The organism is Roseomonas sp. TF40, from assembly GCF_057219975.1.
Window position 1 is genome coordinate 22,993 of record NZ_JBXVVR010000006.1, and the last position, 22,441, is coordinate 45,433.

The window sequence follows — 22,441 nt, forward strand, 5'->3', positions numbered from 1 at the left end:
GCAAGCGCCGGGGCGACCCCGCTCGATGCTGAGTCGGCTGCGCGGCGCCGCCCTGGCGATGCTCGGGGACTTGCCACAGGCGTGGGGCAGGGCCGGCACGCCCCCCTGCCTCGCGGACAACGTGTTCCTTGGCGACTACACCGCCCTCACCCAGCTCGAGGGCCTGTCGATCTTTGTCGATACGCGCAGCACCGATGTCGCGCCGCACCTGCTGATGCGGGGCCAGTGGGAGAGGAACTCGACCGACTTGTTCCAGCGGATGATCCGCCCCGGCGACACGGTGCTCGACCTCGGTGCCAACCTTGGCGTCTACACCCTGCTCGCTGCGCGTGCCGTCGGGCCGACCGGCCAGGTGCATGGCTTCGAACCCAACAGCCGCTACGCCGGTCTGGTCGCGCGCTCGCTTGCCGTGAACGGCTTCACCGGCCACGCCCAGGTGCATCAGGCTGCGGTGGGGGAGACGGCGGGCGTTGCCGCGCTGCGCTTCTCCTGGGATTGGGGTGGGGGCGGGCACCTGGCCCTGGGGGCGGAAGGTCCCGCTGACGGTCAGGAGATCCAGCCCTGCCCCGTGGTCGCCCTCGATGAGCTGTTCGACGACCCGGCCTTTCGCGTTCATGTCATGAAGCTCGACATCGAGGGCGCCGAGGCGCGCGCCTTGCGCGGCATGTGGCGCCTGCTGGAGCGCTCACCGGAAGTGCGGCTCATGTTCGAATTCGCGCCCCAGATGCTCAACGGGCACGGCGTGCCGCCGGCCGAGATGATCCACCTGCTGCAGGAGCTGGACTTCCACTTCTGGGAGATCGGCAAGGGCGCACGCCTGGACGCCGTTTCGGCGGAATCGCTGGCATCGAGCACGGAGGGACTGCGGAACCTGCTGGCGGCCCGCGGCCCGGTGCTGCGCACATGAAGACCCGCAGGGCGCGCGCGCGCCCACGGCACTGTCCGATCGCATGGCAAATCCGCGATCGGATCCCGTGCCGCGGCTCCAACAGGTTGTCGAGCAGGACGGCCGGCGGGATGATGCCATCCGACCGGATCGCTTGCTGCAGGAGACACGGGCCATGCTGACCCAGCGACAGGCAGGCATACTGGTCGCCTGCGCGGTGCTCTGCGCGGCGCTTGCGATGGGGCTGCGCCAATCCTTCGGGCTGTTCCTGGCGCCGATGGGCGCGGCCCATGGCTGGACCGCCTCGGGCTTCGCCTTCGCCATCGCGCTGCAGGTGCTGCTGAACGGCGCCTTCTCCCCCTTCGCGGGCCAGGTGGCGGACCGGCTCGGCGGGCGGGTGGTGGTGATGGGCGGTGCCGCGCTCTATGCCCTGGGCATCCTCGGGATGGCGCTGACGCAGGACCTGGGCATCTTCACCTTCTTCGCTGGCGTGGTGATGGGCCTCGCGGTGACCTCGGCGGGGATGCCGGTGATCGTCGCCTCGCTGACCCGCATGTTGCCTGAAAGCCAGCGCGGACGGGCCGTGGGGCTGGGCACGGCGGGCTCCTCCTTCGGGCAGTTCCTGGTGGTGCCGGTTGTGGGTTTCGGCATCGCCGGCCTCACCTGGCAGCCGACGCTGCTGATCATGGCGGCGGTGGCGCTGCTGATGATCCCCCTCGCCCTGCCGCTGGATGGCCGGCCCGTCCCCAAGGCCGGCGGCAGCAGCGACGAGACGGCGCGCGAGGCGCTGCGCCGCGCCTTCCGCACGCCGAGCTTCTGGTTCCTCTTCTTCGGCTTCTTCGTCTGCGGGCTGCATGTCTCCTTCCTCGCGGTGCACCTGCCGGGCTTCGTGCACAGCTGCGGCCTGCCGGTCTCTGTGGGCGCGGGGGCGATCGGGCTGATCGGGCTGTTCAACGTGGCGGGCTCGCTCGCCGCGGGGGAATTGTCGCAGCGCTGGAAGCGGCGCGAGCTGCTGGTGGCGATCTACGCCGCGCGCGGCGTGCTGATGAGCGTCTTCATGCTCGCCCCCAAGACGACCGAGAGCGTGCTGCTGTTCTCGGCGGTAATGGGGCTGCTGTGGCTGTCCACCGTGCCGCCGACGGTGGCGCTGGTGGCGCGCAATTTCGGCACGCGCTGGCTGGCCACGCTGTTCGGCCTGGTGTTCCTCGGCCACCAGATCGGCGGCTTCACCGGCGCCTTCCTCGGCGGGCTGATCTTCGACTGGACCGGCTCCTACGACCTGATGTGGAGCATCGGCATCGCGGCCGCCGCCTTCGCGGCGCTGATCCACCTGCCGGTGAGGGACCCGGCCCCGGCCCCGCGCCCAGCGGCAGCATGAATCCCGCGCCCAGCGGCGGCCTGAATCCCGCGCGCAGCGGTGGCATGAGGGCGCCGGGTTGGCCCGGGGCATGGGTTGGGGGTAAGGATTTGCGAATGGCGGTGGAGGGTAGCGCATGCGCAGACTGGTGGTGGTGATGGCTCTCGCCCTCGGCCTGGGCGGCTCCGTCGCGGCACAGCCGGGCGGTGAGCCGCCGCACGCCTGGGTCTTCGGCTCCTGGACCGGCGGGATCTTCCCGCCCGGCGAGACCAGCGGCGCGCGCTGCACCGGCCAGCCGAGCGTGATCTTCGCCCGCGACGTGGTGCTGCGCGCCTCGGTCTTCGATGTCGCCTACCGGCAGCGGCTGATCGAGACGGTGCAGGCCACCGACAATGTGCTGGAGTTCCGCCTGGTCGGCGTGCCGGCGCAGAGCGGGCCGCTGGGCTCGCGCCTGCCGGCGGATATCGGCTTCGGCTGCGCCGGCGGGCCCAACGCGCTGCGTGTCGAGCGGCGCGGCCCGAACGAGATCGTCTTCCCCAACTGCGCCGACTTCCCCTCGCCGCTGCTGCGCTGCGTCGGGAACTGAGCGGCGTGCGCATTGCGCTGATCCATGCGCTGCGGCATTCGCCGCCGCCGATCGAGGCCGCCTTCGCCGCGCTCTGGCCCGAGGCACGGCTGATGAACCTGCTGGATGACAGCCTCTCGGCCGATCTGGCGCGCGACGGCGCGCTGACCCCCGCCATGGGCGAGCGCTTCCTGACCCTGGCGCGCTACGCCGCCGGCACCGGGGCGGCGGGGCTGCTTTTCTCCTGCTCCGCCTTCGGCCCCTGCATCGAGGCCGCGGCACGCGACCTCGCGCCGCTGCCCGTGCTCAAGCCCAATGAGGCGGCGATCGACGAGGCCCTGGCGATCGGCCGGCGGATCGGGCTGCTCGCCACCTTCCCCGGCACGCTGGCCTCGATGCCGGCCGAGTTCCCGCCCGGGGTGCAACTGCGTCCCTGCCTGGCAGAGGGCGCGCTGGCCGCGCTCGATGCCGGGGATCCGGCGCGGCATGACCAATTGGCGGCCGAGGCCGCGATGGCGCTCGCCGGCTGCGACGTGATCCTGCTCGGCCAGTTCAGCCTGGCGCGGGCGGCGAAGGCGGTGGCGGCTGCCACGGGCTTGCCGGTGGTGACGACACCGGATTCGGCAGTGCGGCGGATGAAGGCGCTGCTGCGCGGCTGAGCGCCGCCGGCAGGACGTCGCGCGCCCCGGCATTGCGCACCAGGGCCTGCACGCGCGCCTCCAGCGGCGGATGGGTGGCGAACCAGTCGGGGCCGAGGCTGTTCGCCCCGTCATGCAGCAGCATCGCCCGGAGCTGGGAGGAAAGGCCCTGCATCTCCGTCTGCCCGGCGATCCGGCGCAGGGCCGAGACCATGGCGTCGGGATCGGCGGTCAGTTCCACCGCCCCCGCATCGGCCAGGTATTCCCGGTTGCGCGACAGCGCCATGCGCAGCGCGATGGAGAGCACCCAGGCGAGCGCGGCCACCGCCAGCGCCACCAGCACCAGCACTCCCGCGCCGCCCTTGCCGCGGCTGGAGGAGGAAGACCGCCGCGCGCCCCCGCGCACGATGCCGCGCATCAGCACCTCACCCACCAGTGAGATCACGCCCGCGAAGATCGCCGCGATGACGGCAAGCCGCGCGTCGCCATTGCGGATGTGGGTCAGCTCATGCGCCAGCACGGCGCGCAACTCGGCCGGCGGCAGTGCGTTCAGCAGCCCGCGCGTGACGGTGATGGCCCCCTTGTCGCGTGTCAGGCCCGAGGCATAGGCGTTCATTGCCTCGGTCTCGATGACGGCAAGGCGCGGGGTGCGCATGCCGCGGCTGATGGCCAGCGCCTCGGTCAGGTCGTAGAGCAGCCTCTCCTGCTCGCGCGTCACCGGCTTCGCCCCGGCCATGGCGTCGATGAGGCGCTGGTTGGCGAGCCACGCGATGGCGAACCACACGGCTGTGATCGCCAGGGCCACCGGGAAGGCGGCGGGCAGCAGCGCCAGGCTCTGCCGCAGCCCATCCCAGGCATCCGCCGCCCCGCCGGCCACCAGCAGCAGGGTGACGGCCCAGGTGATGAGCAGCAGCAGCACCGGAAAGCCCGCCAGCAGCAGGATGCTGCGCAGCCCGGTGTTCCAGATATGCGTCCTCAGGCCGAAGGTCGGGAGCATTTCCTGGCCCTCGGACGGTGGGCGGGCGTCAGAACTTCACGCTCGGCGCGGCCTGGGTCATCGCGCGCTCGGCCTCGGTCAGCTCGAAGAAGCCGCGCGGGCCGAAGCCGACGCTGCCCGCGAAGAACACCGCCGGGATCGACTGGATGGCCGCGTTGTACTCGCTGACCGCGTTGTTGAAGAAGCGCCGCGCCGCGGCCAGCGTGTTCTCCACCGTCGCCAGCTCATTCTGCAAGGCCAGGAAATTCGTGTTGGCCTTGAGGTCCGGATAGGCCTCGGACAGGGCGAAGAGCCGGCCGAGCGCGGCGCCGAGCTGGCCTTCCGCGGCCGAGGCCTGTTCCGGCCCGCGCGCCGCCACGGCCGCGTTGCGCGCCTGGATCACGGCATCGAGCGTGGTGCGCTCATGCGCCGCATAGCCCTTCACCGTCTCGACGAGGTTCGGGATCAAATCGTGGCGCTGCTTGAGCTGCACCTCGATATCCGCCCAGGACTGGTTGGTGGTCTGCCGCAGCGCAACCAGCCGGTTGTAGATGACGACCAGCCAGCCGAGCAGCAGGACGACGCCGCCGAGAAGAACCCACTCCATGCGCCATGCTCCTCTGGACGAGGCTGAGGTTAGGCCGCCTTCTCGCGCTCGGAAAGGATCGCATGGGCGCGGCGGAAGGCATCCGCCATGCGCGGCCCCGGCATGGCGCCGCTGAACAGCAGGTGCCTGTCCATCAGGAAGGAGGGCACGCCCGAAATGCCCCCCTGCCGGGCCGCGCGGTCCTCGGCCAGCACCTCGGCCAGATGCTCGCTGCCCGCCAGCATCGCGGCCACGCCCGCAAGCCCCGCGGTGGCGGCGAGGGCATCGAGCGTCGCGGTGTCGCCGATATCCTGCCCGTCGTGGAAATAGCCATGGAACAGCGCCTCCACCACCGCATCCTGGACGCCGTGATCCTCGGCCATGCGGATCACGCGATGGGCGGCGATGGTGTTGGGCGTGCGCATCATCCGATCGTGGCGGAAGGTCAGGCCCGCGGCACGCCCGGCCTCGGCCACGTTGCGGTCGAGCTCCGCGCCGCGCTCGACGCTGCCGAATTTCCGGGCGCGGTATTCCGCCCGCACCACGCCTTCCACCGGCATGTCCGGGTTGAGCTGGAAGGGGCGCCAGCGGATGGCGAAGGCCAGCCCATCCTGCGCCAGTTCCGCCAGCGCATCGGCCAGATGCCGCTTGCCGATCCAGCACCAGGGGCAGATGGCGTCGGAGACGATGTCGAGGGTCCGGGTCTCGGCCATGAGGGGCCTCCTGTGCGCGTGGGCGCCCTGTGTGGCGCATCCGCCCGGCCGGGCGCAACCGTGGTGGCTTCCGCGCGGCCGGCCCGCCCGCCATGATCGGCGCCGCCAGAGCCAGGAGCCGCCATGCCCATCGAGGAACTCACCGCCGCCACCGCCGAGGCCGAGCTGCCCGCGCTGGCCGGCCTGCTCGCCGCCTGCGTTGCGGGCGGAGCGAGCGTGAATTTCCTGCAGCCCTTCCCCGAGGAAGAGGCCGCCGCCTGGTGGCGCGCCAAGGTGCTGCCGGCGCTTGCGCGCGGCGAGCGGCGCGTGCTGGTGGCGCGCGTGGGGGGGGCGATCATCGGCACCGCGCAGCTCGACCTCGCGACACCGCCGAACCAGGCGCATCGGGCCGATGTGTCGAAGGTGCTGGTGCACCCCCAGGCGCGCCGGCGCGGCGCAGCGCGGGCGCTGATGCTCGCACTTGAGGCGATCGCGGCCGAGGAAGGGCGCAGCCTGCTCACGCTCGACACCGTCACGGGCAGCCCGGCCGAGCATCTCTATCGCGGCCTGGGCTACCAGCTGGCGGGCGTGATCCCGGACTACGCCCTGGCGGCGGATCGCTCGGGCCTCGATTCCACCTCGCTGTTCTGGAAGCGGATCGCGGCGAAGTAGGCGCGGCGGGCAGCGGCGCGGGCTGAGCCTGCTCAGTGCAGCTTCACCCCCGGCTCGGCGCGCTGGGAGAAGAGGCTGCCCACGCTGCGCCAGAGCGTGGGCGCGCCGCCATGCAGCGCCGTCTGGTGCATCTTGTAGAGCGAGCGATACATCATGCGGGCGAAATAGCCCTCGATGAACATGGATTTGCCCACCAGGAAGCCCATCAGGCTGCCCACGGTCGAATACTTGCCGAGCGAGACCAGCGAGCCGAAATCGCGATAGACGAAGGGTTCCACGGGCTTGCCGTCGATCACCTTCTCGATCTGGTTGAAGATGTGGCTGGCCATCTGGTGCGCCGCCTGGGCGCGCGGCGGCAGCGGCTTGTCATGGCCGGGCGGCGTGCAGCTCGCGCAATCGCCGATCGCGAAGACCGCCGGGTCGCGCGTGGTCTGCAGCGTCGGGCCGACGACGAGCTGGTTGAGCCGGCTGTTCTCCAACCCGCCCAGATCCTTGAGGAAGGCCGGGCCCTTCACGCCCGCGGCCCAGACCACCAGTTCCGCCGGCAGATGCGTGCCATCGGCGAAGATCACGCCATCCGCGCGCACTTCGGCCACGCGCGCGGCCACCTTCACCTCCACGCCCATCTTCTCCAGCAGCGCCATGGTGGCGTTGGAGATGCGCTCAGGCAAAGCGGGCAGGATGCGCGGCGCGGCCTCGATCAGCACGATGCGGATGTCGCGCTCGGGGTCGATGCGATCCAGCCCATAGGCCACCACGGCGCGCACCGTGCGGTGCAACTCGGCGGCGAGCTCGGTGCCGGTCGCGCCGGCGCCGATGATCGCGACATGAAGCTGGCCCGGGCGCACCGGCTCCGGCTGGGCATTGGCGCGGAGACACGCATTGACCAGGCGGCGGTTGAAGCGGCTGGCCTGCTCGGGCGTCTCCAGCGGGATCGCGTGCTGCGCGGCACCGGGCGTGCCGAAATCATTGGTGACGCTGCCCACCGCCATCACCAGCGTGTCATAGGGCACGCGCGTGGCGGGCGTGATCTCCCGCCCTTCCTCATCCAGCATGGCGGCGAGGATGACCTCCTTCGCCTCCCGGTCGAGGCCCACCATCTCGCCGAAGCGGTAGGTGAAGCTGTGCCAATGCGCCTGGGCCAGGTAGTTCAGCTCATGCTGCGCCCGGTCGAGGCTGCCCGCGGCAACCGCATGCAGCAGCGGCTTCCACAGATGCGTGCGCGCACGCTCCACCAGCGTGACGCTCGCGCGCGTGCCGCCGCCGTAGCGATCGCCGAGGCGCGTGGCGAGTTCGAGCCCGCCCGCGCCACCACCGACAATGACGATGCGATGGGGGCCAAGGGGGGGATTAGATGAACCCGAAGCAATCATGCGCGGAAATCCCTTTTACCCTTCTGAAGTAATCGCATCCGGCGATTAGGCCAGGGTGAATCTGCGAGGGGCCTTCCCAAACCGGCCTCTTCACGCAAAAGGGTGTGCATGACCGAATGCCGCCTCTACCTCATCACCCCCCCTGCCCTGCCCGACCTGCCCGGCTTCGCGGATCAGTTGGCGCGTGCGCTCGGGGCGGGTGACGTCGCGGCGCTGCAGTTGCGGCTGAAGGATGTGCCGGATGCGGAGATCCTGCGCGCGGCCGAGGTGCTGATGCCCATCGCGCATCGCCATGACGTGGCCTTCCTGATGAATGACCGCATGGATCTGGCGAAGCGCGCGGGCTGCGATGGCGTGCATCTCGGCCAGGGCGATGGCGACCCGGTGGCGGCGCGCAAGCTGCTCGGCCCCGAGGCGATGATCGGCGTCACCTGCCATGCCTCCCGCCACCTGGCGATGGAAGCGGGCGAGGCGGGGGCGGACTACGTCGCCTTCGGCGCCTTCTTCCCCACCGGGACGAAGCAGACGCAGCATGTGGCGGAGATCGATCTGCTCGAATGGTGGTCCGAGATGTTCGAGATCCCCTGCGTCGCCATCGGCGGCATCACGGCCGCGAATTGCCCGCCGCTGGTGCGCGCGGGCGCGGATTTCCTCGCCGTGGTGGGGGCCGTGTGGAACCACCCGGAAGGCCCGGCCGCGGGCGTGCGGGCGATGAACGCGGCGATCAGGGCGAGCGGAACCGCACCCCATCCGCCCGGATGAAGACCTGCAGCGGCGTGGTGCCGCTGCCCGAGCCATCCTTGGCGCGCCAGCGCCCCGCATGGCAAAGCACGCCGCCCGGCACCGGCACCGCATCGAACTCGGCCTCGTTGAAGAAGGTCTGGCCCTGGGGCGAGGTCACCGAGAAGTCGGTCGAGCAAACCCCGCCGCGCAGCACCGGGTCATAGCCGTCGATGATCCACCCGCCGCCGCCCGTGCTCTCGAAGCGGCGCTCCAGGGGCGCCCAGCCAGAGACATCCTGCGCCACCGCGAGCCCGGGAAGGGCCAGCACCATCGCCATCATCCATCCGCGCATCCTATCCATCCTCTCGTCCGGCCCCGCGGCAGCGCGGCGCCAGGGGGGTTACGGCGCGGCGGCGCGATCGGATGCAGCCGGCCGCCAGACGGCGCGGAAAGCGAGCGCGCCGGCGAGGCCCAGGATCGCGCCGAGCAGGTAGAGCGGCTCCTGCCAATGCGGCCCGCCGGCCAGGCCGAACAACAGCCCGCCCCCGCCCAGCGCGCCGCCCGCCGCATAGGCGCGCCAGCCCTGCCAGCGCAGCGCGGCCAGCGCCAGATGCACCGGCAGCCCGCCGGCCAGGGTCAGGATGACGCCGAAAGGCAGCAGGGCGGCCATGCCGGGCAGCAGATCCGCGCGGGGGCCGAGCGCATCCCACGCCCCCTCCGTCAGCCCGGCGAGCAGCAGCATGGAAGCCGGGAAGGCGGCCGTCGCCGCCAGCGCGGCCGCCAGCACGCCCAGCAGCAGCCGGCCCCAGCCGATCCCCACGACCCGTTCGATGAACAGCGCCGATGCTCCCCGCGCAACCAAACGCAACAATTCGCGCAAGCGCCTGCTTGCCCGACGCCGCGCGCGCGCACTAGCCTTTCGCCGGGGCCATGCACGATCCATTGAGCCGCAACGCGCCACAAGCCCTTGCGGTCCCGGATCGGGGATGCCGCAACCCGCTCACCCGGCCAGGCCGGACACGGAGGAACGCATGAAGTCACGTCTCGTCGCCGGCGCGCTGGCCGCCATGGCCATCACCATCGGGCCCGTCGTCGCGCAGAACTACAACCGCCCGCCCTCCTTCGGCACGGTCAACCTCAGCGCGAATTTCGCGCCCGATCCCTATGCTGTGAACGTCACCGCCGGCGGCACCATCCCGGCCGAGCGGCTGGGTGGGTCGCAATGCGTCGGCACCATCGCGGACGCGCCGGATGTGCGGCTGAACTACCGCGCCGGCCAGGGGCTGCCGCTCTATCTCTCGGTGGTGTCGAACACGGACACGACGCTGGTGGTGAACCTGCCCAACGGACAGTGGGCCTGCAATGACGACTTCCAGGGCGTCAATCCGGGCCTGATCTTCCGCAACCCGCTATCGGGCCAGTACGACATCTGGGTCGGCCACTACAATCGCGGCTCGCGCGTGCCGGCGCAGCTGCGCATCTCGGAAGTGCCGCCGCGCTGAACACGCAAAAGGGCGCCGCCATCCGGCAGCGCCCTTCATGATACGCCCGGAGAGGCGGCGCCTAGAGCACGCTGCGTTCTGATGAACGCAGCTCGTGCTCTAGAAATCATTGAATCTAGAGCAAGAAATGTGTTCAGCGTCGCGGCAGCGCCGCGACCCACCTGAACGCATATTGCTCTAGGCGCCGCCTCTTGTCGTTTCAGAGCACCACGTCGCCCGCGGTGAGCGTGGCCGTCCCGCGCACCGTCAGCGCGAAATCCGCCAGCCCGTCGCCATCGACGTCGCCCGAGAGCACGCCGCTGCGGTGCACCAGTTCGCCGGCTGCGCCGGAGAAGGCGAGCACCCGGGTGAAGGCCTGATCGCCCACGCTCGTGCTGTCGGCGTCCATCGCCGAGAGGTCGATGACATCGATGCCGGTGGCGAAGTCCTCCACCCGGTCGCCCGCTGCCTCGGCCACGCTGCCGAAGCGGAAGGCATCCGCGCCGAGGCCGCCAAACAGCCTGTCCCGCCCTTCGCCACCGTCCAGCGTATCCGCGCCCTCGCCGCCGAGCAGCACGTCATTGCCCGCACCGCCATGGAGCAGATCGGCATCGGCGTCGCCGGCGAGCCGATCCTGCCCCTCACCACCGTCGAGCGTATCGGCGCCGGCCAGGCCGTCGAGCCGGTCATTGCCGGCACCGCCGGAAAGCGCATTGGCGCCTGCATCGCCGCCGAGGCGATCATGGCCCGCCCCACCGGCCACGTTCTCGAAGCCGGAGACATAGTCGGTGCCGATACCGTCGCCGCGGAAGCGCCCGGCGGCGAGGCTGCCCGAAACGCCGAGCAGGTCCGCGCCATAGTCGAGCAGGTCGGTACCCGCGCCACCGATGAGCACGTCGCGCTCCGCATCGGCATCGCCGCCCACCGTGTCGTCGCCGAGCCCGGCATCGACGCGATCGCGCCCCGAACCGCCCTTCACCGAATCATCGCCGGCGCCGCCATAGACACGGTCGTCGCCGGCCTCGCCATCCACATCGTCGTCACCGGTGCCGCCATCGACATAGTCGTTGCCCTCGCCGCCGGACGCCGTGTCGGCGCCGTCGCCGCCGCGCAGCACGTCGTCGCCGAGTTCGCCCGCCAGGCTGTCATCGCCGGCATCGCCGCTGAGCCGATCGTGATCGTCGCCACCCGCAAGCGTGTCGTCGTCATGATGGCCCCGCAGCGTATCGGCGCCGGCGCCGCCCTTCAGGTCGTCATTGCCGGTGCCGCCGAAGAGACTGTCATCGTCCAGCCCACCATCGAGGCTGTCATCACCCACGCCGCCATCGAGGCTGTCCGCACCCTCATCGCCAGCAAGCGAATCATCGCCCGCATCGCCGTCGAGGTCGTCACTGCCCCCACCACCCTTCAGGTCGTCATCGTCAAGGCCACCGCCCAGGCTGTCATCGCCCGCGCCACCATCGAGGCTGTCCGCACCCTCATCGCCTTCCAGCGAGTCATGGCCATCATCGCCGTCGAGGTCGTCATTGCCACCGCCGCCCTTCAGGTCGTCATCGTCAAGGCCACCGCCCAGGCTGTCATCGCCCACGCCGCCATCAAGGCTGTCCGCACCCTCATCGCCTTCCAGCACGTCATCGCCTTCGTCGCCGTCGAGGTCGTCATCCCCGCCGCCGCCCTTCAGGTCGTCATCGTCGAGGCCACCGCCCAGGCTGTCCGCACCATCCCCGCCATCGAGGCTGTCCGCACCCTCATCGCCTTCCAGCAAATCGTCGCCTTCGTCACCGTCGAGGTCGTCATCCCCGCCGCCGCCCTTCAGGTCGTCATCGTCCAGGCCGCCGCCCAGGCTGTCGGCACCATCCCCGCCATCGAGGCTGTCCGCACCCTCATCGCCTTCCAGCGCGTCATCGCCGCCGCCGCCGCGCACATCGTCGTCGCCGCCGCCGCCGCGGACATCATCATCGCCCTCACCGGCATCGACGGAATCATCGTCGTCGCTGCCCTCGACATCGTCATCGACCGATCCGTCGCCATCCGAATCATCGGCCTCGTCCACCTCATCGTCCTCGGCCGGATCGTCGGGCAGGATGGTGCCGGAATCGTCGACATAGCTCTCCGCGACGACCGACCAGGTGCCGTCGGGATTCTCGGCGTAGGTGCGGTGCTCGGCATAGCCCGGCTTCTGCTTCACCTCCGTGATCTCGCCGCTGGGCAGCAGGGTGAAGACCTGGCTGGGGCGAATGGGGTCGTCATCCAGCCCCCCGTCCGGATCGACCTCGAAGACGGCGGTGATGACACCGCCCTCGATCGTGAAGCGATAGAGGTCTTCCTCATTGTCAGACGGCATAGGCCTGTTCCCTGCTTGGTGGCATGACGCGCCTCGGCGCCATGCAGTGGCGTTGCGGCCCCTCTCTGCCCGCCGAAGCTGACGCCCCGCTGACGATCCCGCCCGGTGAAGGACAACCCATGGATGAGCTGAGCTTCCACACCGCGCTCCACGAAAGCGGCACAATCCTTGACGTTGGCGCGCATGACGGGCTGCTGACCCTGCCGCTGGCCCGCCTGCCCGGGGCGCGGATTCTGGCCTTCGAACCCCTGCCCAGCGCCTTTGCGCGGCTTCAACAAGCCGTGATCGCCGCGCATGGGGCGCTGCCGCCGCACATTCTGCTCGATCCCCGGGCGCTGGGCGCCGCGCCGGGGCGGCTCACCCTCTCGGTGCCCGTGCTGGGCGGCGTGGCGCAGGAGCAATGGGCCAGCCTGTCCAAGGATTTCTCCGCCTTCGCCAGTGTCGGGCACCAGCGGCATGAGGTCACGGTCGCCACCATCGACTCGCTTGGCCTCGCGGACCTCACCCATGTGAAGGTCGATGCCGAGGGCCACGAATACGAGGTCCTGCGCGGCGCGCGGGCGACGCTCACGCGCTGCCGCCCGGTGCTGACGCTGGAGGTGGAGGAACGCCACCGCCCGGGCAGCACCCATGCCGTGCCGGCCTTCCTCGACGCGCTGGGCTATGAGGTCCGCTTCTGGCATGGCGGGCGCTTCCACCCGCTCTCGGCCTTCGACCGCGCGACGATGCAGGTGGCGAGCCCCGACCCGGCGGTCTTCGCGGCCTCAGATCCCTACATCTTCATCTTCTATGCCTGGCCGGAGGAACGCAGCGCCCAGGTGATGGCGCGGTTGAACGGAAGCTAACCGCGCTCCGCCCGCCAGCGCGCCCAGGCGGCGGTCTCGGGCAGCGCGCGCGGCGCATCGGCCGGGCCGGTGACGCGCAGGCCGAGATCCGGCGCCTCGGGCAAGGGCGGGCGCGCCACCAACCGCAGGTCAAGCGCGCCGCGGGCGAGATCGGCCTCGCCCTCGAGGTTGCCGGTGGCCCCCGCCTCGGTGGTCAGGCGTGCCTCGACCAGGCGCATCCGCCCGGCGGCGAGCCTGGCGGAGAGGTCCAGCCGCTCGAAGGCGGTGGCGCCCCCCATCAGGGCGCGGCGCATCGCGGCCTCGGCGGCCAGGGCATCGGCGCCGGTGCTGGCGGTGGTGGCGGCCGCGAGGTCGAAGCCGCGCAGCACGCCATCGCGCAGGGCCACCTTCACCTCCCCGGACAGGGCACCCAGCAGCGCCGCCGGCGAATGCCCGCTGGCGGCAAGCGCGAGGTTCACCTCGCCCCGCCCCGCCGTCAGGTCATAGGGCAGGCCCAGCAGCGGTGCGGCCAGGGTGGCATCGGCCAGCCGGCCCTCCAGCGTCAGGCGCGGCGGCGCCGCGCCGGCAAGCTCGGCCCCGAGCACACCCGCGAAGCTGCCCCCGGCGAGGCGCGCGCGCAGATCCTCGAGCCGCCCCCGCCCTTCGCTGAGCCGCAGCGTCGCCGAGACCTCCTCCGCCACCGCGCCGGCGATCTCCACGCGCGTGGCCTCGAGGGCGAGTTCCGCGTCCAGCAGGCCGAGCGCCGCGAAGCCGAGGGGCTCGGCGCTGCGCAGGCCCGGCAGGGGCAAGGGCAGGCGCTCGGCCTGCAGCCGGCCCGTCAGCCGCGGCCGCGCGCCCTGCGCCAGCGTCATCGCGCCGCGCGCGCGCAGCGCGCCGGCCACCAGTTCGAAGCTCTCCGCCGTCAGCGCCTGCGGCCCGCCGGCCAGCGTGGCGACCAGGGAGAAGGAACCATCGCCCAGCCAGGCGCCGGCCGCACTGCCGAAGCCCTCCGCCAGCAGGCGCGGCGCGCCGGGGTGGCGCAGCGTCAGCCCGCCCGTGCCGCGCCGGGCCGGCAGGTCGAGCTGCGCCTGGGCCTCCAGCCGCAATTCGCCGATCTCCGCCCCGCCACGCAGCGCCAGCGCCTCGGGCGTGCCGCCCCCGGTCAGGCGCAGCCCGAGGGGCATGGCGGCCAGCGCCGAACGGTCCGGCCAATCGCCCGGGATCAGCGCCAGCAGGCCGCGCGCCGCGGGGCCGGAGGCCTCCAGCGTCAGGTCCTGCAGGCGCAGCTGGGGCGCGGTCATCAGCACGAAGGAGGCCGAGACATCAGCCTCCGCCAGCCGCCCCGCCAGGCGCCGCAGCGTCAGCCGCCCGCCCTCCAGCGCCGCATCCACCGATGCCCGCTCCAGCACCGCGGGGCCGAGCACGGCGCGGTCCGCGGCGAGGCGCAGATTGAGATCGATGCCCGCCAGGGCGCGCGCCGCCGCCGCCGGGTCCAGCCCCTGGGGCAGCCAGCGCGCGAGGTCCAGATGGTCGACGGTCAGCCCGAGCCCAAGTGCTGGGCGCGGGCCGTGCCGCAGCACCGCCGCCCCCGACAGGCGCAGCCCCTCCAGCGTCACGGCGAGCTCGGGAATGGCGGCCTGGGCCTCTTCCAGCACCAGGCGGAAGCGGCCCTCACCGCGCCGGAGCAGGCCGGGGTCCACCTCCTCCACCGGGAGGCCGAGGGCGAGCGCGGTGCCGCGCAGATCCGCACCGGCGAAGCGCGCCTGCAATTCCAGCCGCCCGCCCACCGTCGCGCCGCCGAAATCCAGCCGCGTCTCGCCCGGCAGCAGCACCGACACGTCCGAGAGGGTGAGCCGGCCTTCTTCCAGGAAGGCCGCGCCACGCAGCCGGCGCAGCGTCTGGCCGCGGAAGCTGGCGGCCTCGGCCGAGAGGTCGATGGCCACGGGCCAGGGCCGCGCCGGCCCGCCGCGCAGCGCGAGCGCCCAGCCATCGAGGTCGAGCCGGCTGGCGATCAGCGCGATGTCGAGCCGCGGCGAGGGCGCGAGGCGCAGCGCCACCGCACCGCGGGCCGGCGCGCCGGCCATCTCGATGGTCAGGTCGTCGGCGGCGATCAGCTCCGCCGTGGCGGTCAGGCGCCCGGCGGCGCGGAAGGCGCCGGGCGGGCTCGGCAGCAGGGCGGCGAGGTCGGGGCCGCGCACCTCCATCGTGCCGTCGAAGCCCTGGCCGGGGGTGAGCACGCCGCGCAGGCGCCCCTCGGCCTGCGGCAGCACCAGCGCGAGTTCGAGGGTGGCGATGCCATCCCAGCCCGGCCGGCCGAGAGTGGCCGTGAAGCGCGCCGGCCGGCCGGCCCAGGTGAAGCCGCCCTCGATCGCCAGCGCCTGGGCGATGCCGCCCGAGGACAGCCGCGCGGCGACCCCTTCCAGCAGCGTATCGCCGATGCGCAGCCGCCCATCCTCGATCCGCGCATCGAGCTCGGTGATCCAGGAGGGCGGGCGCAGCGCGAGCAGCGGGCCGGGCGGCCAGGGCAGCGCCATCTCGGGGCCGACGAGGGTGACCTCGCGCGGCTCCCAGCGCCCGCCGAGGAAGCTCGGCAGGTCAAGCTCGACGCGCAGGCTGCGGGCGGTGAAGGCGTATTCGGCCCCGGCCTCGCCGATGGCGACGCCTGTGGCCTGCAGCAGCGGGCGCGGCAGCAGGGTGAGCTCGATCGCGCCCTCGAGCGTCACGGACCGGCCGAGCCGATCGCTGGCGAAGCTTTCCAGCCGGCCGCGCCAGGGCTCCCAATCGATGAATCGCGGCCCGAGCCAGGCCCCCGCCCCGAGCAGCAGGACGAGCAGGCCAAGCCCGGCCAGGAGACGCCTCATGCCACGGATGGCTGCCCCCAGCCGCCGCCGCCGGGCGTCTCCAGCGCCAGCACGTCACCGGGTGCGAGCGCCGCGCGGTCCTGGCCCTTCAGCGGCGTGATCGTGCCATCGGCGCGTTCCACCCATTGCCGCCCCGCAGCACCTGGCGCACCACCGGCCATGCCATGCGGGGCGACGGTGCGGCGCGAGGCGACGATCACGGCCTCCATCGGGCGGAGGAAGCGGATGCGCCGGCGGCTGCCATCGCCGCCCGCCCATTGCCCCGCGCCCCCCGATCCGCGACGGATCGAGAATTCCTCAAGCCGGACAGGGTAGCGGAGTTCCAGGATCTCGGGGTCCGTCATGCGCGTGTTGGTCATGTGCGTCTGCACCGCCGAGGTCCCCGCGAAGCCGGGGCCGGCGCCGGTGCCGCCGCAGACGGTCTCGTAGTATTGGTAAACCGCGTCGCCGAAAAGCAGGTTGTTCATCGTCGCCTGCGCGGAGGCACAGGCATTCAGCGCGGCGAGCAGGGCATTGCAGGTCATCTGGCTGACCTCGGTATTGCCGGCGACCACCGCCGCACCGGGGCGGGGGCTCAGGAAGGTGCCCTCGGGCACGATGATCTCGAGCGGCACGAGGCAGCCATCGTTGAGCGGAATCGCCTCCCCCACCAGGCAGCGGAAGCAGTAGAGCACCACGGCCCGGCAGACCGCGGCGGGGGCGTTGAAATTGTCCGGGCGCTGGGGCCCCGTGCCGGTGAAGTCGATCACCGCGCGGCGATTCGCGCGGTCCACCCGCACCGCGACGCGCAGCGGCGTGCCGTCATCGATCGTGGTCTCGAAACTGCCATCGCCGAGCCGGTCGAGCACGCGGCGCACGCTCTCCTCGGCATTGTCCATCACGTGGCGCATATAGGCGCGCACGGTGTCGAGCCCCTGTTCGCGCACGGCGCGCTGCAATTCCTGCACGCCTTTCTCATTCGCCGCGACCTGCGCCTTGATGTCGGCGACGTTCACATCCGGGCTGCGCGCGGGATAGCGCGCGCCCGCGAGCAGCGCGCGGAACTCGGCTTCGCGGAACACGCCGCCATCGACGAGCAGGAAGTCGTCGATCACCACGCCCTCTTCCTCCAGCGTGGCGGAGCCGGGCGGCGTGGAGCCGGGGGTGAGGCCGCCGATATCGGCGTGGTGCCCGCGACTGCCCACGAAGAACAGGATCTCGCGCCCCGCCGCATCGAAGACCGGGGTGATGACGGTGACGTCGGGCAGATGCGTGCCGCCGTTGTAGGGGTTGTTCAGCGCCACCACGTCGCCGGGCTTGAGCGTGGCCCCGCGCGAGCGGATCACGGTGCGCACGCTCTCCCCCATCGCGCCCAGATGCACGGGCACATGCGGCGCGTTCGCCACAAGCCGCCCCGCCGCATCGAAGATCGCGCAGGAGAAATCCAGCCGCTCCTTGATGTTCACGGAGAGCGAGGTGTTCTGCAGCACCGCGCCCGTCTGCTCGGCGATGGACATGAAGAGGTTGTTGAACAGCTCGAGCATCACGGGATCGACGCGGGTCCCGCTTGCCACGCGCGCGGCCTCGCGCGGGGTGGTGCGGCGCAGGATCATGTGGTTGCGCGCCGTGACCTCGGCGGTCCAGCCGGGCTCGATCACCGTGGTGGCGATGGCCTCGCGCACCAAGGCGGGGCCGGCGATGCGGTCGCCCGCGCGCAGCGCCGCGCGGTCCAGCACCGGGGCCGTGTGCTCGGCGCCGCCGGTGAAGAGCGCCACCTCGGCGAGGCGCGGGATGGCCTCGCCCGGCGCGCGCGCCGCCAGCGCCGCTTCCTCCACGCGCTCGCCCGGCGCGGTGACTTCGGCGACGCAAGCCTCGACGATCACCTGGCGCTCGGGGGTGGCGAAGCCGAAGCGGGCGCGGTGCGCAGCGGTGAAGGCTTCCAGCGCCGTGGCGAAATCGCTGAAGGGCACGGGCAGGAAGCTGTCCGTGCCGGCATAGCGCAGATGCAGCCGCCGCGCGGCGAGCAAATCACCCTGCGCCCCCTGGCGGCGCAGCTCGGCCTGCCCGGCCTCGACCAGCGCGTCGAGCTTCTGCGCGAGCGTGGCGATGCTCTCTTGCGTCAGCGGCGCCTCGATCGCCGCCTCGCGGATCACGCTCTGGTCGGCGAGGCCCATGCCATAGGCGCTGAGCACGCCGGCGAAGGGGTGGATGAACACCGTCTCCATGCCCAGCTCATCGGCCACGAGGCAGGCATGCTGCCCGCCCGCGCCGCCGAAGCATTGCAGGGCGTGGCGCGTGACATCATGGCCCTTCTGGATCGAGACCTGCTTGATGGCGTTCGCCATGTTGGCGACGGCCACGCGCAGGAAGCCCTCGGCCACCGCGCGCGGATCCTGCTTCAGCCCGGTCGCCGCTTCGATGCGCGCGGCGAGCTCGGCGAACTTCTCGCGCACGACCTCGGCATCGAGCGGCTGGTCGCCATGGGGGCCGAAGATGGCCGGGAATTGCGCCGGCTGGATCTTGCCGACCATGACATTCGCATCCGTCACGGTCAGCGGCCCGCCGCGGCGATAGCAGGCGGGGCCGGGCACCGCGCCGGCACTCTCGGGCCCGACGCGGAAGCGCGCGCCATCGAAGAACAGGATGGAACCACCGCCGGCGGCCACCGTGTTGATCGCCATCATCGGCGCGCGCATGCGGATGCCCGCCACCTGCGTCTCGAAGGCGCGCTCGAACTCCCCGGCATAGAGCGCGACATCGGTGGAGGTGCCGCCCATGTCGAAGCCGATGATCTTCTCGAGTCCCGCCATGCCGGCGGTGCGCGCGGCGCCGACGATGCCGCCCGCGGGGCCGGAGAGGATGGCATCCTTGCCCTGGAAGCTGCTCGCTTCCGCCAGGCCGCCGCTGGACTGCATGAAGTAGAGCCGCACGCCGGGCAGTTCGGCGGCCACCTGCCGCACGTAGCGGGAGAGGATCGGCGAGAGATAGGCGTCGACCACGGTGGTGTCGCCACGCGGGACGATGCGCGGCAGCGGGCTCGCCTGATGGCTCAGCGAGACCTGCGTGAAGCCGGCGGCCCGCGCGAGTTCACCGAGGCGGATCTCCTGCGCCGGATGCGCCCAGGCATGCATCAGCACGATGGCGACCGCGCGGATGCCGACCTGATGCGCCTCGGCGAGCGCGGCGCGCGCGGCGGCCTCGTCCAGGGGCTCGATCTCCGTGCCGTCCACGGCCACGCGCCCGCCGATCTCGACCACGCGCTCATGCAGCAATTCGGGCAGCTTCACCTGCAGGTCGAACAGCCGCGGGCGCGCCTGGTTGCCGATCCGCGCCATGTCGGCGAAGCCGCGATTGACCAGCATCAGCACGCGCTCGCCCTTGCGCTCGAGCAGCGCGTTGGTGGCGACCGTGGTGCCCATCTTCACCGCCTCGATCGTGCCGGGCGGGATCGGGGCATCCGGGGCGAGGCCGAGGCAGGCGCGGATGCCCGCCACGGCGGCGTCGCGGTAGCGCTCGGGATTCTCGGAGAGCAGCTTGTGGGTGGAGAGCCGACCGGCCGGGTCGCGGGCGACGATGTCGGTGAAGGTGCCGCCGCGATCGATCCAGAATTGCCAGCCGCCCATGGTGGTGCCCTCCGCGTTGCGTGGTTTCATTGACAATTTATCGGTAAATTGTCAACGTCGCCACATGAGCCAACCCGTCGTCTCCTCCGCCCATCTCGCCGCCGGCGCCTCGCCGGGCCTGTCGGAGGTCGAGTTCGGCCTGATCCTCGCCGGGCACGGCTTCGCGCGCTGGATGGGCCGCTGCATGGCCGCCGCCGGGCGGCCGGGCCTCTCGCCCACCGAGATCCTCATCCTGCACACGGTGCGCCATCGCGACCGGCCGAAGCGGCTCGCCGATATCCTGCTGGTGCTCGACATCGAGGATTCGCACATCGCCACCTACGCCATCCGCAAGCTGGAGGAGGCCGGGCTGGTCAGCACCGGGCGCGCGGGCAAGGAGAAGCTGGTTTCCGCCACCGAGGAAGGGGCGGCGCTCTGCGCCCGCTATGCCGCGGTGCGCGAGCAGCTGCTGGCCCGGCCGCTGCGCGATGCCGGGCCGGCGGAGGCGCAGCTCTCCGACCTCGCGCAGCTGCTGCGCACGCTCTCGGGCTTCTACGACCAGGCGGCGCGGGCCGCGGCCACTCTCTAGCGCCCTCTCCGGGCGACCGCTTAGCGCCCTCTCCGGGCGACGCTTTGGCGCCCTCTCCGGGCGACTCTGTAGCGCCCGGCCCGGGCGTGGTATCAGCGCCCGGTCAGCGGAGCAGGATCCCTCTTGAGCGTCTGGGGCAAGATTTTGGGCGGGGTGGGGGGCTTCCTCACCGGCGGGCCGCTCGGCGCGGTGGTGGGCGCCGCACTCGGCCATGCGGCAGATTCCGGCGCCATGCCGGGCCGTATCGGCCCGGGTGCCGCCGACATGGCCGCCCTGCTCGGCAACCGCGAGACGCTGTTCGCCATCTCGGTCATCGTGCTCTCGGCCAAGCTCGCGAAATCCGACGGCATCGTGAAGCGCGAGGAGATCGACGCCTTCAAGGCGATGTTCCGCATCCCGCCCGAGAACCTCAAGGAAGTGGCGCAGATGTTCGACGAGGCCCGCAAGGACGCGGAGGGGTGGGAGCCCTTCGCCGCGCGCCTGGGCGAGGCCTTCGCCGACAACCGCGCGATGCTGGAGGACGTGCTGGCCGCGCTGTTCTACATCGCGCGCGCCGATGGCCCGATCACGCGCGGCGAATTGCCGGTGCTGCAGGGCATCCATCTGCGCTTCGGCCTCGATTCCGCGGCCTGGGAACGTGCGAAGGGCGGTGGCCAGCAGGGCAGTGCCGCGCAACGCCAGGTGGAGCAGAACGACGCCTATGCCGTGCTCGGCGTGATGCCCAGCGCGTCGGATGAGGAAGTGCGCCTCGCCTGGCGCAAGCTGATGCGCGACAACCACCCCGATGGCCTGGCCGCGCGCGGCGTGCCGGCGGAATTCGTCGATCGCGCGACGCGCAAGGTGGCGGAAATCAACGCCGCCTGGGACAAGATCAAGCGCCAGCGCGGGCTCTAGGACGGTGCGGATCATCGAGGCCCCGAGCCCCAACCACGATGAGCGCCCGCCGGGCATGCCGATCGACACGCTCGTGCTGCACTATACGGGGATGCAATCGGGCGAGGCCGCCATCGCCCGGCTGCGCGACCCGGCCGCGCGCGTCTCCGCCCATTATGTGGTGGAAGAGGACGGGGCGGTGTTCCGCCTGGTGCCGGAGGCGCGGCGCGCCTGGCATGCCGGTGTGTCTTCCTGGCGCGGCAACACCCTGCTGAACGGGCGCAGCATCGGCATCGAGATCGTCAATCCGGGCCATGAATGGGGCTACCGCCCCTTCCCCGCGCTGCAGATGGCGGCCGTGTGCGACCTCTGCCTGGGCCTCATCGCCCGCCATGGCATCGCGCCGCGCGACGTGGTGGCGCATTCGGACATCGCCCCCGACCGCAAGGAGGATCCGGGCGAGTTGTTCGACTGGCCGGGACTCGCCGCCAATGGCGTCGGGCTCTACCCGCCCGGGGACGCGCCACGCGCGGCGGGCGATGCGCTGGGGCTGCTGGGGGCCATCGGCTACCGCACCGATCTGCCGCTGCCCGTGCTGCTGACCGCCTTCCAGCGGCGCTGGCGGCCGGGGCGGGTGGATGGCGTGGCGGATGAGGAAACCCTCGCGCGGTTGGGCGCCGTGGCCTTCGCCTGCCTGGGCTGAGTTGACCCACGCGCCCGATCGGCCGAAGAGGGGTGCGGTATCGGGTGGCTGGGCGACCGCTGGCGGGGTGGCAACATCGCGCTGGAGGAAAGTCCGGGCTCCACGGGAGTACGGTGCCGGCTAACGGCCGGCGGGCGAGAGCCCAGGGAAAGTGCCACAGAAAACAAACCGCCATGGCAGGGGGCGACCCCTCCCGCGGCAAGGGTGAAACGGTGGGGTAAGAGCCCACCGCGCCCCTGGCGACAGGGGCGGCAGGGCAAACCCCACCGGGAGCAAGGCCGAATAGGGGCGGCCGGCGAAACCTGCCGCAAGGCAGGCGGACGCAGGGGCATTCCCGCCCCGCCGCCCGGGTTGGCCGCGAGAAGCCTGTGGCGACACAGGCTCCAGAGGAATGGTCGCACACAGCCTTCGGGCTGGGACAGAACCCGGCTTACAGGCCACCCGATATCTTTTTGCCCTCAGGCGGCGGGCGCGCGCTCCGCGCGCTTGCCTTGCGCGCCGACGCGCCGTGGTGCCGGCGAATGGGTTCGGCTGTGCGCGGGGCCGCGTTTGCGGCCCGAAAGGGCGTGCTGCCGGCGTAGCCGAGCCGGTTTTGCGGGGCTTCAGCCCCACTTCGCACTGGCGAAACGGGCGAGCGGGCGTCTAAAGAGGGAGTCCTATCCTGTTGTAAAGATTAACGTTCAAAACCACCCCCTGCTTGTTCTCCCGCAGGATTCC

The 22,441-nt window shown here is 71.8% G+C and carries 20 protein-coding genes and 1 other RNA gene; 12 read left to right on the forward strand and 9 right to left on the reverse strand.

The window, feature by feature from the left end; genetic code table 11:
* The first annotated feature begins 25 nt into the window (after positions 1 to 25).
* From AC2D9U_RS16950 to AC2D9U_RS16965, 4 genes are all read left to right on the forward strand, one after another.
* On the forward strand, positions 26 to 907 hold the full coding sequence (locus AC2D9U_RS16950; RefSeq protein ID WP_484751235.1) for an FkbM family methyltransferase: 882 nt from the start codon (positions 26 to 28) through the stop codon (positions 905 to 907).
* A 154-nt stretch (positions 908 to 1,061) separates the two neighbouring features.
* Positions 1,062 to 2,264, forward strand: coding sequence for an MFS transporter (locus tag AC2D9U_RS16955; RefSeq protein ID WP_484751237.1), 1,203 nt, complete (start codon positions 1,062 to 1,064; stop codon positions 2,262 to 2,264).
* Positions 2,265 to 2,379: 115 nt separating this feature from the next.
* Positions 2,380 to 2,829 carry a hypothetical protein gene (locus tag AC2D9U_RS16960; protein ID WP_484751239.1) on the forward strand — a complete coding sequence of 150 codons (450 nt, stop codon included), beginning with the start codon at positions 2,380 to 2,382 and terminating at the stop codon, positions 2,827 to 2,829.
* Positions 2,830 to 2,834: 5 nt separating this feature from the next.
* Entirely contained in the window at positions 2,835 to 3,467 is a 633-nt protein-coding gene (locus tag AC2D9U_RS16965) for an aspartate/glutamate racemase family protein (RefSeq protein WP_484751241.1), read from the forward strand.
* On the opposite strand, the gene AC2D9U_RS16970 is transcribed toward AC2D9U_RS16965, so the two are convergent.
* The 3 genes from AC2D9U_RS16970 to AC2D9U_RS16980 are packed head-to-tail and all read right to left on the reverse strand — an operon-like array spanning position 3,361 to position 5,721.
* Positions 3,361 to 4,443: a M48 family metalloprotease gene (locus AC2D9U_RS16970; protein ID WP_484751243.1), complete on the reverse strand. Its 1,083-nt coding sequence runs from the start codon at positions 4,441 to 4,443 to the stop codon at positions 3,361 to 3,363. The genes AC2D9U_RS16965 and AC2D9U_RS16970 overlap by 107 nt on opposite strands.
* Positions 4,444 to 4,471: 28 nt before the next feature.
* On the reverse strand, positions 4,472 to 5,029 hold the full coding sequence (locus tag AC2D9U_RS16975) for a LemA family protein (protein ID WP_484751245.1): 558 nt from the start codon (positions 5,027 to 5,029) through the stop codon (positions 4,472 to 4,474).
* A gap of 29 nt (positions 5,030 to 5,058) precedes the next feature.
* Positions 5,059 to 5,721: a DsbA family oxidoreductase gene (locus tag AC2D9U_RS16980; protein ID WP_484751247.1), complete on the reverse strand. Its 663-nt coding sequence runs from the start codon at positions 5,719 to 5,721 to the stop codon at positions 5,059 to 5,061.
* Between the two features lie 123 nt (positions 5,722 to 5,844).
* Here AC2D9U_RS16980 and AC2D9U_RS16985 point away from each other — a divergent pair, with 123 nt between their 5' ends.
* Positions 5,845 to 6,372 (forward strand): GNAT family N-acetyltransferase, encoded by a 528-nt coding sequence (locus tag AC2D9U_RS16985; protein WP_484751249.1) that lies wholly within the window; start codon positions 5,845 to 5,847, stop codon positions 6,370 to 6,372.
* Between the two features lie 32 nt (positions 6,373 to 6,404).
* On the opposite strand, the gene AC2D9U_RS16990 is transcribed toward AC2D9U_RS16985, so the two are convergent.
* Positions 6,405 to 7,745 carry an NAD(P)/FAD-dependent oxidoreductase gene (locus AC2D9U_RS16990; protein WP_484751250.1) on the reverse strand — a complete coding sequence of 447 codons (1,341 nt, stop codon included), beginning with the start codon at positions 7,743 to 7,745 and terminating at the stop codon, positions 6,405 to 6,407.
* A 108-nt stretch (positions 7,746 to 7,853) separates the two neighbouring features.
* Here AC2D9U_RS16990 and thiE point away from each other — a divergent pair, with 108 nt between their 5' ends.
* Positions 7,854 to 8,507, forward strand: coding sequence for a thiamine phosphate synthase (thiE, locus tag AC2D9U_RS16995; RefSeq protein ID WP_484751252.1), 654 nt, complete (start codon positions 7,854 to 7,856; stop codon positions 8,505 to 8,507).
* Here thiE and AC2D9U_RS17000 read toward each other — a convergent pair.
* Both AC2D9U_RS17000 and AC2D9U_RS17005 read right to left on the reverse strand, forming a co-directional pair.
* The gene (locus AC2D9U_RS17000; protein ID WP_484751254.1) at positions 8,470 to 8,820 is read right to left on the reverse strand and encodes a hypothetical protein; all 351 of its coding nucleotides are present in this window, start codon (positions 8,818 to 8,820) and stop codon (positions 8,470 to 8,472) included. The genes thiE and AC2D9U_RS17000 overlap by 38 nt on opposite strands.
* A 48-nt stretch (positions 8,821 to 8,868) precedes the next feature.
* A complete protein-coding gene (locus tag AC2D9U_RS17005; RefSeq protein WP_484751256.1) occupies positions 8,869 to 9,339 on the reverse strand; it encodes a hypothetical protein in 471 nt (156 codons plus the stop codon).
* A 160-nt stretch (positions 9,340 to 9,499) separates the two neighbouring features.
* On the opposite strand from AC2D9U_RS17005, the gene AC2D9U_RS17010 reads away from it, so the two are divergent.
* Positions 9,500 to 9,970, forward strand: a complete 471-nt coding sequence (locus AC2D9U_RS17010; RefSeq protein WP_484751257.1) for a hypothetical protein — start codon at positions 9,500 to 9,502, stop codon at positions 9,968 to 9,970.
* 199 nt (positions 9,971 to 10,169) lie between these two features.
* Here the strand turns inward: AC2D9U_RS17010 and AC2D9U_RS17015 are convergent, their stop codons facing one another.
* Positions 10,170 to 12,293, reverse strand: a complete 2,124-nt coding sequence (locus tag AC2D9U_RS17015) for a calcium-binding protein (RefSeq protein ID WP_484751259.1) — start codon at positions 12,291 to 12,293, stop codon at positions 10,170 to 10,172.
* 119 nt (positions 12,294 to 12,412) lie between these two features.
* Here AC2D9U_RS17015 and AC2D9U_RS17020 point away from each other — a divergent pair, with 119 nt between their 5' ends.
* Complete coding sequence (locus tag AC2D9U_RS17020) at positions 12,413 to 13,138, forward strand: FkbM family methyltransferase (RefSeq protein ID WP_484751260.1); 726 nt, start codon at positions 12,413 to 12,415, stop codon at positions 13,136 to 13,138.
* Here the strand turns inward: AC2D9U_RS17020 and AC2D9U_RS17025 are convergent.
* Entirely contained in the window at positions 13,135 to 15,978 is a 2,844-nt protein-coding gene (locus AC2D9U_RS17025; protein WP_484751262.1) for an AsmA family protein, read from the reverse strand. The two genes, AC2D9U_RS17020 and AC2D9U_RS17025, sit on opposite strands and share 4 nt — an antisense overlap.
* Positions 15,975 to 19,610 (reverse strand): hydantoinase B/oxoprolinase family protein, encoded by a 3,636-nt coding sequence (locus AC2D9U_RS17030; RefSeq protein ID WP_484751264.1) that lies wholly within the window; start codon positions 19,608 to 19,610, stop codon positions 15,975 to 15,977. The genes AC2D9U_RS17025 and AC2D9U_RS17030 overlap by 4 nt, the downstream gene beginning before the upstream one ends.
* 34 nt (positions 19,611 to 19,644) lie before the next feature.
* Between AC2D9U_RS17030 and AC2D9U_RS17035 the strand changes: the two genes are divergently transcribed.
* The 4 genes from AC2D9U_RS17035 (at position 19,645) to rnpB (ending at position 22,173) form a co-directional block, all read left to right on the forward strand.
* Positions 19,645 to 20,148, forward strand: coding sequence for a winged helix DNA-binding protein (locus tag AC2D9U_RS17035; protein ID WP_484751266.1), 504 nt, complete (start codon positions 19,645 to 19,647; stop codon positions 20,146 to 20,148).
* A 123-nt stretch (positions 20,149 to 20,271) separates the two neighbouring features.
* Positions 20,272 to 21,042, forward strand: a complete 771-nt coding sequence (locus tag AC2D9U_RS17040; RefSeq protein ID WP_484751268.1) for a TerB family tellurite resistance protein — start codon at positions 20,272 to 20,274, stop codon at positions 21,040 to 21,042.
* 55 nt (positions 21,043 to 21,097) lie between these two features.
* Entirely contained in the window at positions 21,098 to 21,724 is a 627-nt protein-coding gene (locus AC2D9U_RS17045) for an N-acetylmuramoyl-L-alanine amidase (RefSeq protein ID WP_484751270.1), read from the forward strand.
* A 40-nt stretch (positions 21,725 to 21,764) separates the two neighbouring features.
* Positions 21,765 to 22,173, forward strand: an RNA gene (gene rnpB / locus AC2D9U_RS17050) — RNase P RNA component class A.
* The last annotated feature ends 268 nt before the right edge of the window (positions 22,174 to 22,441 follow it).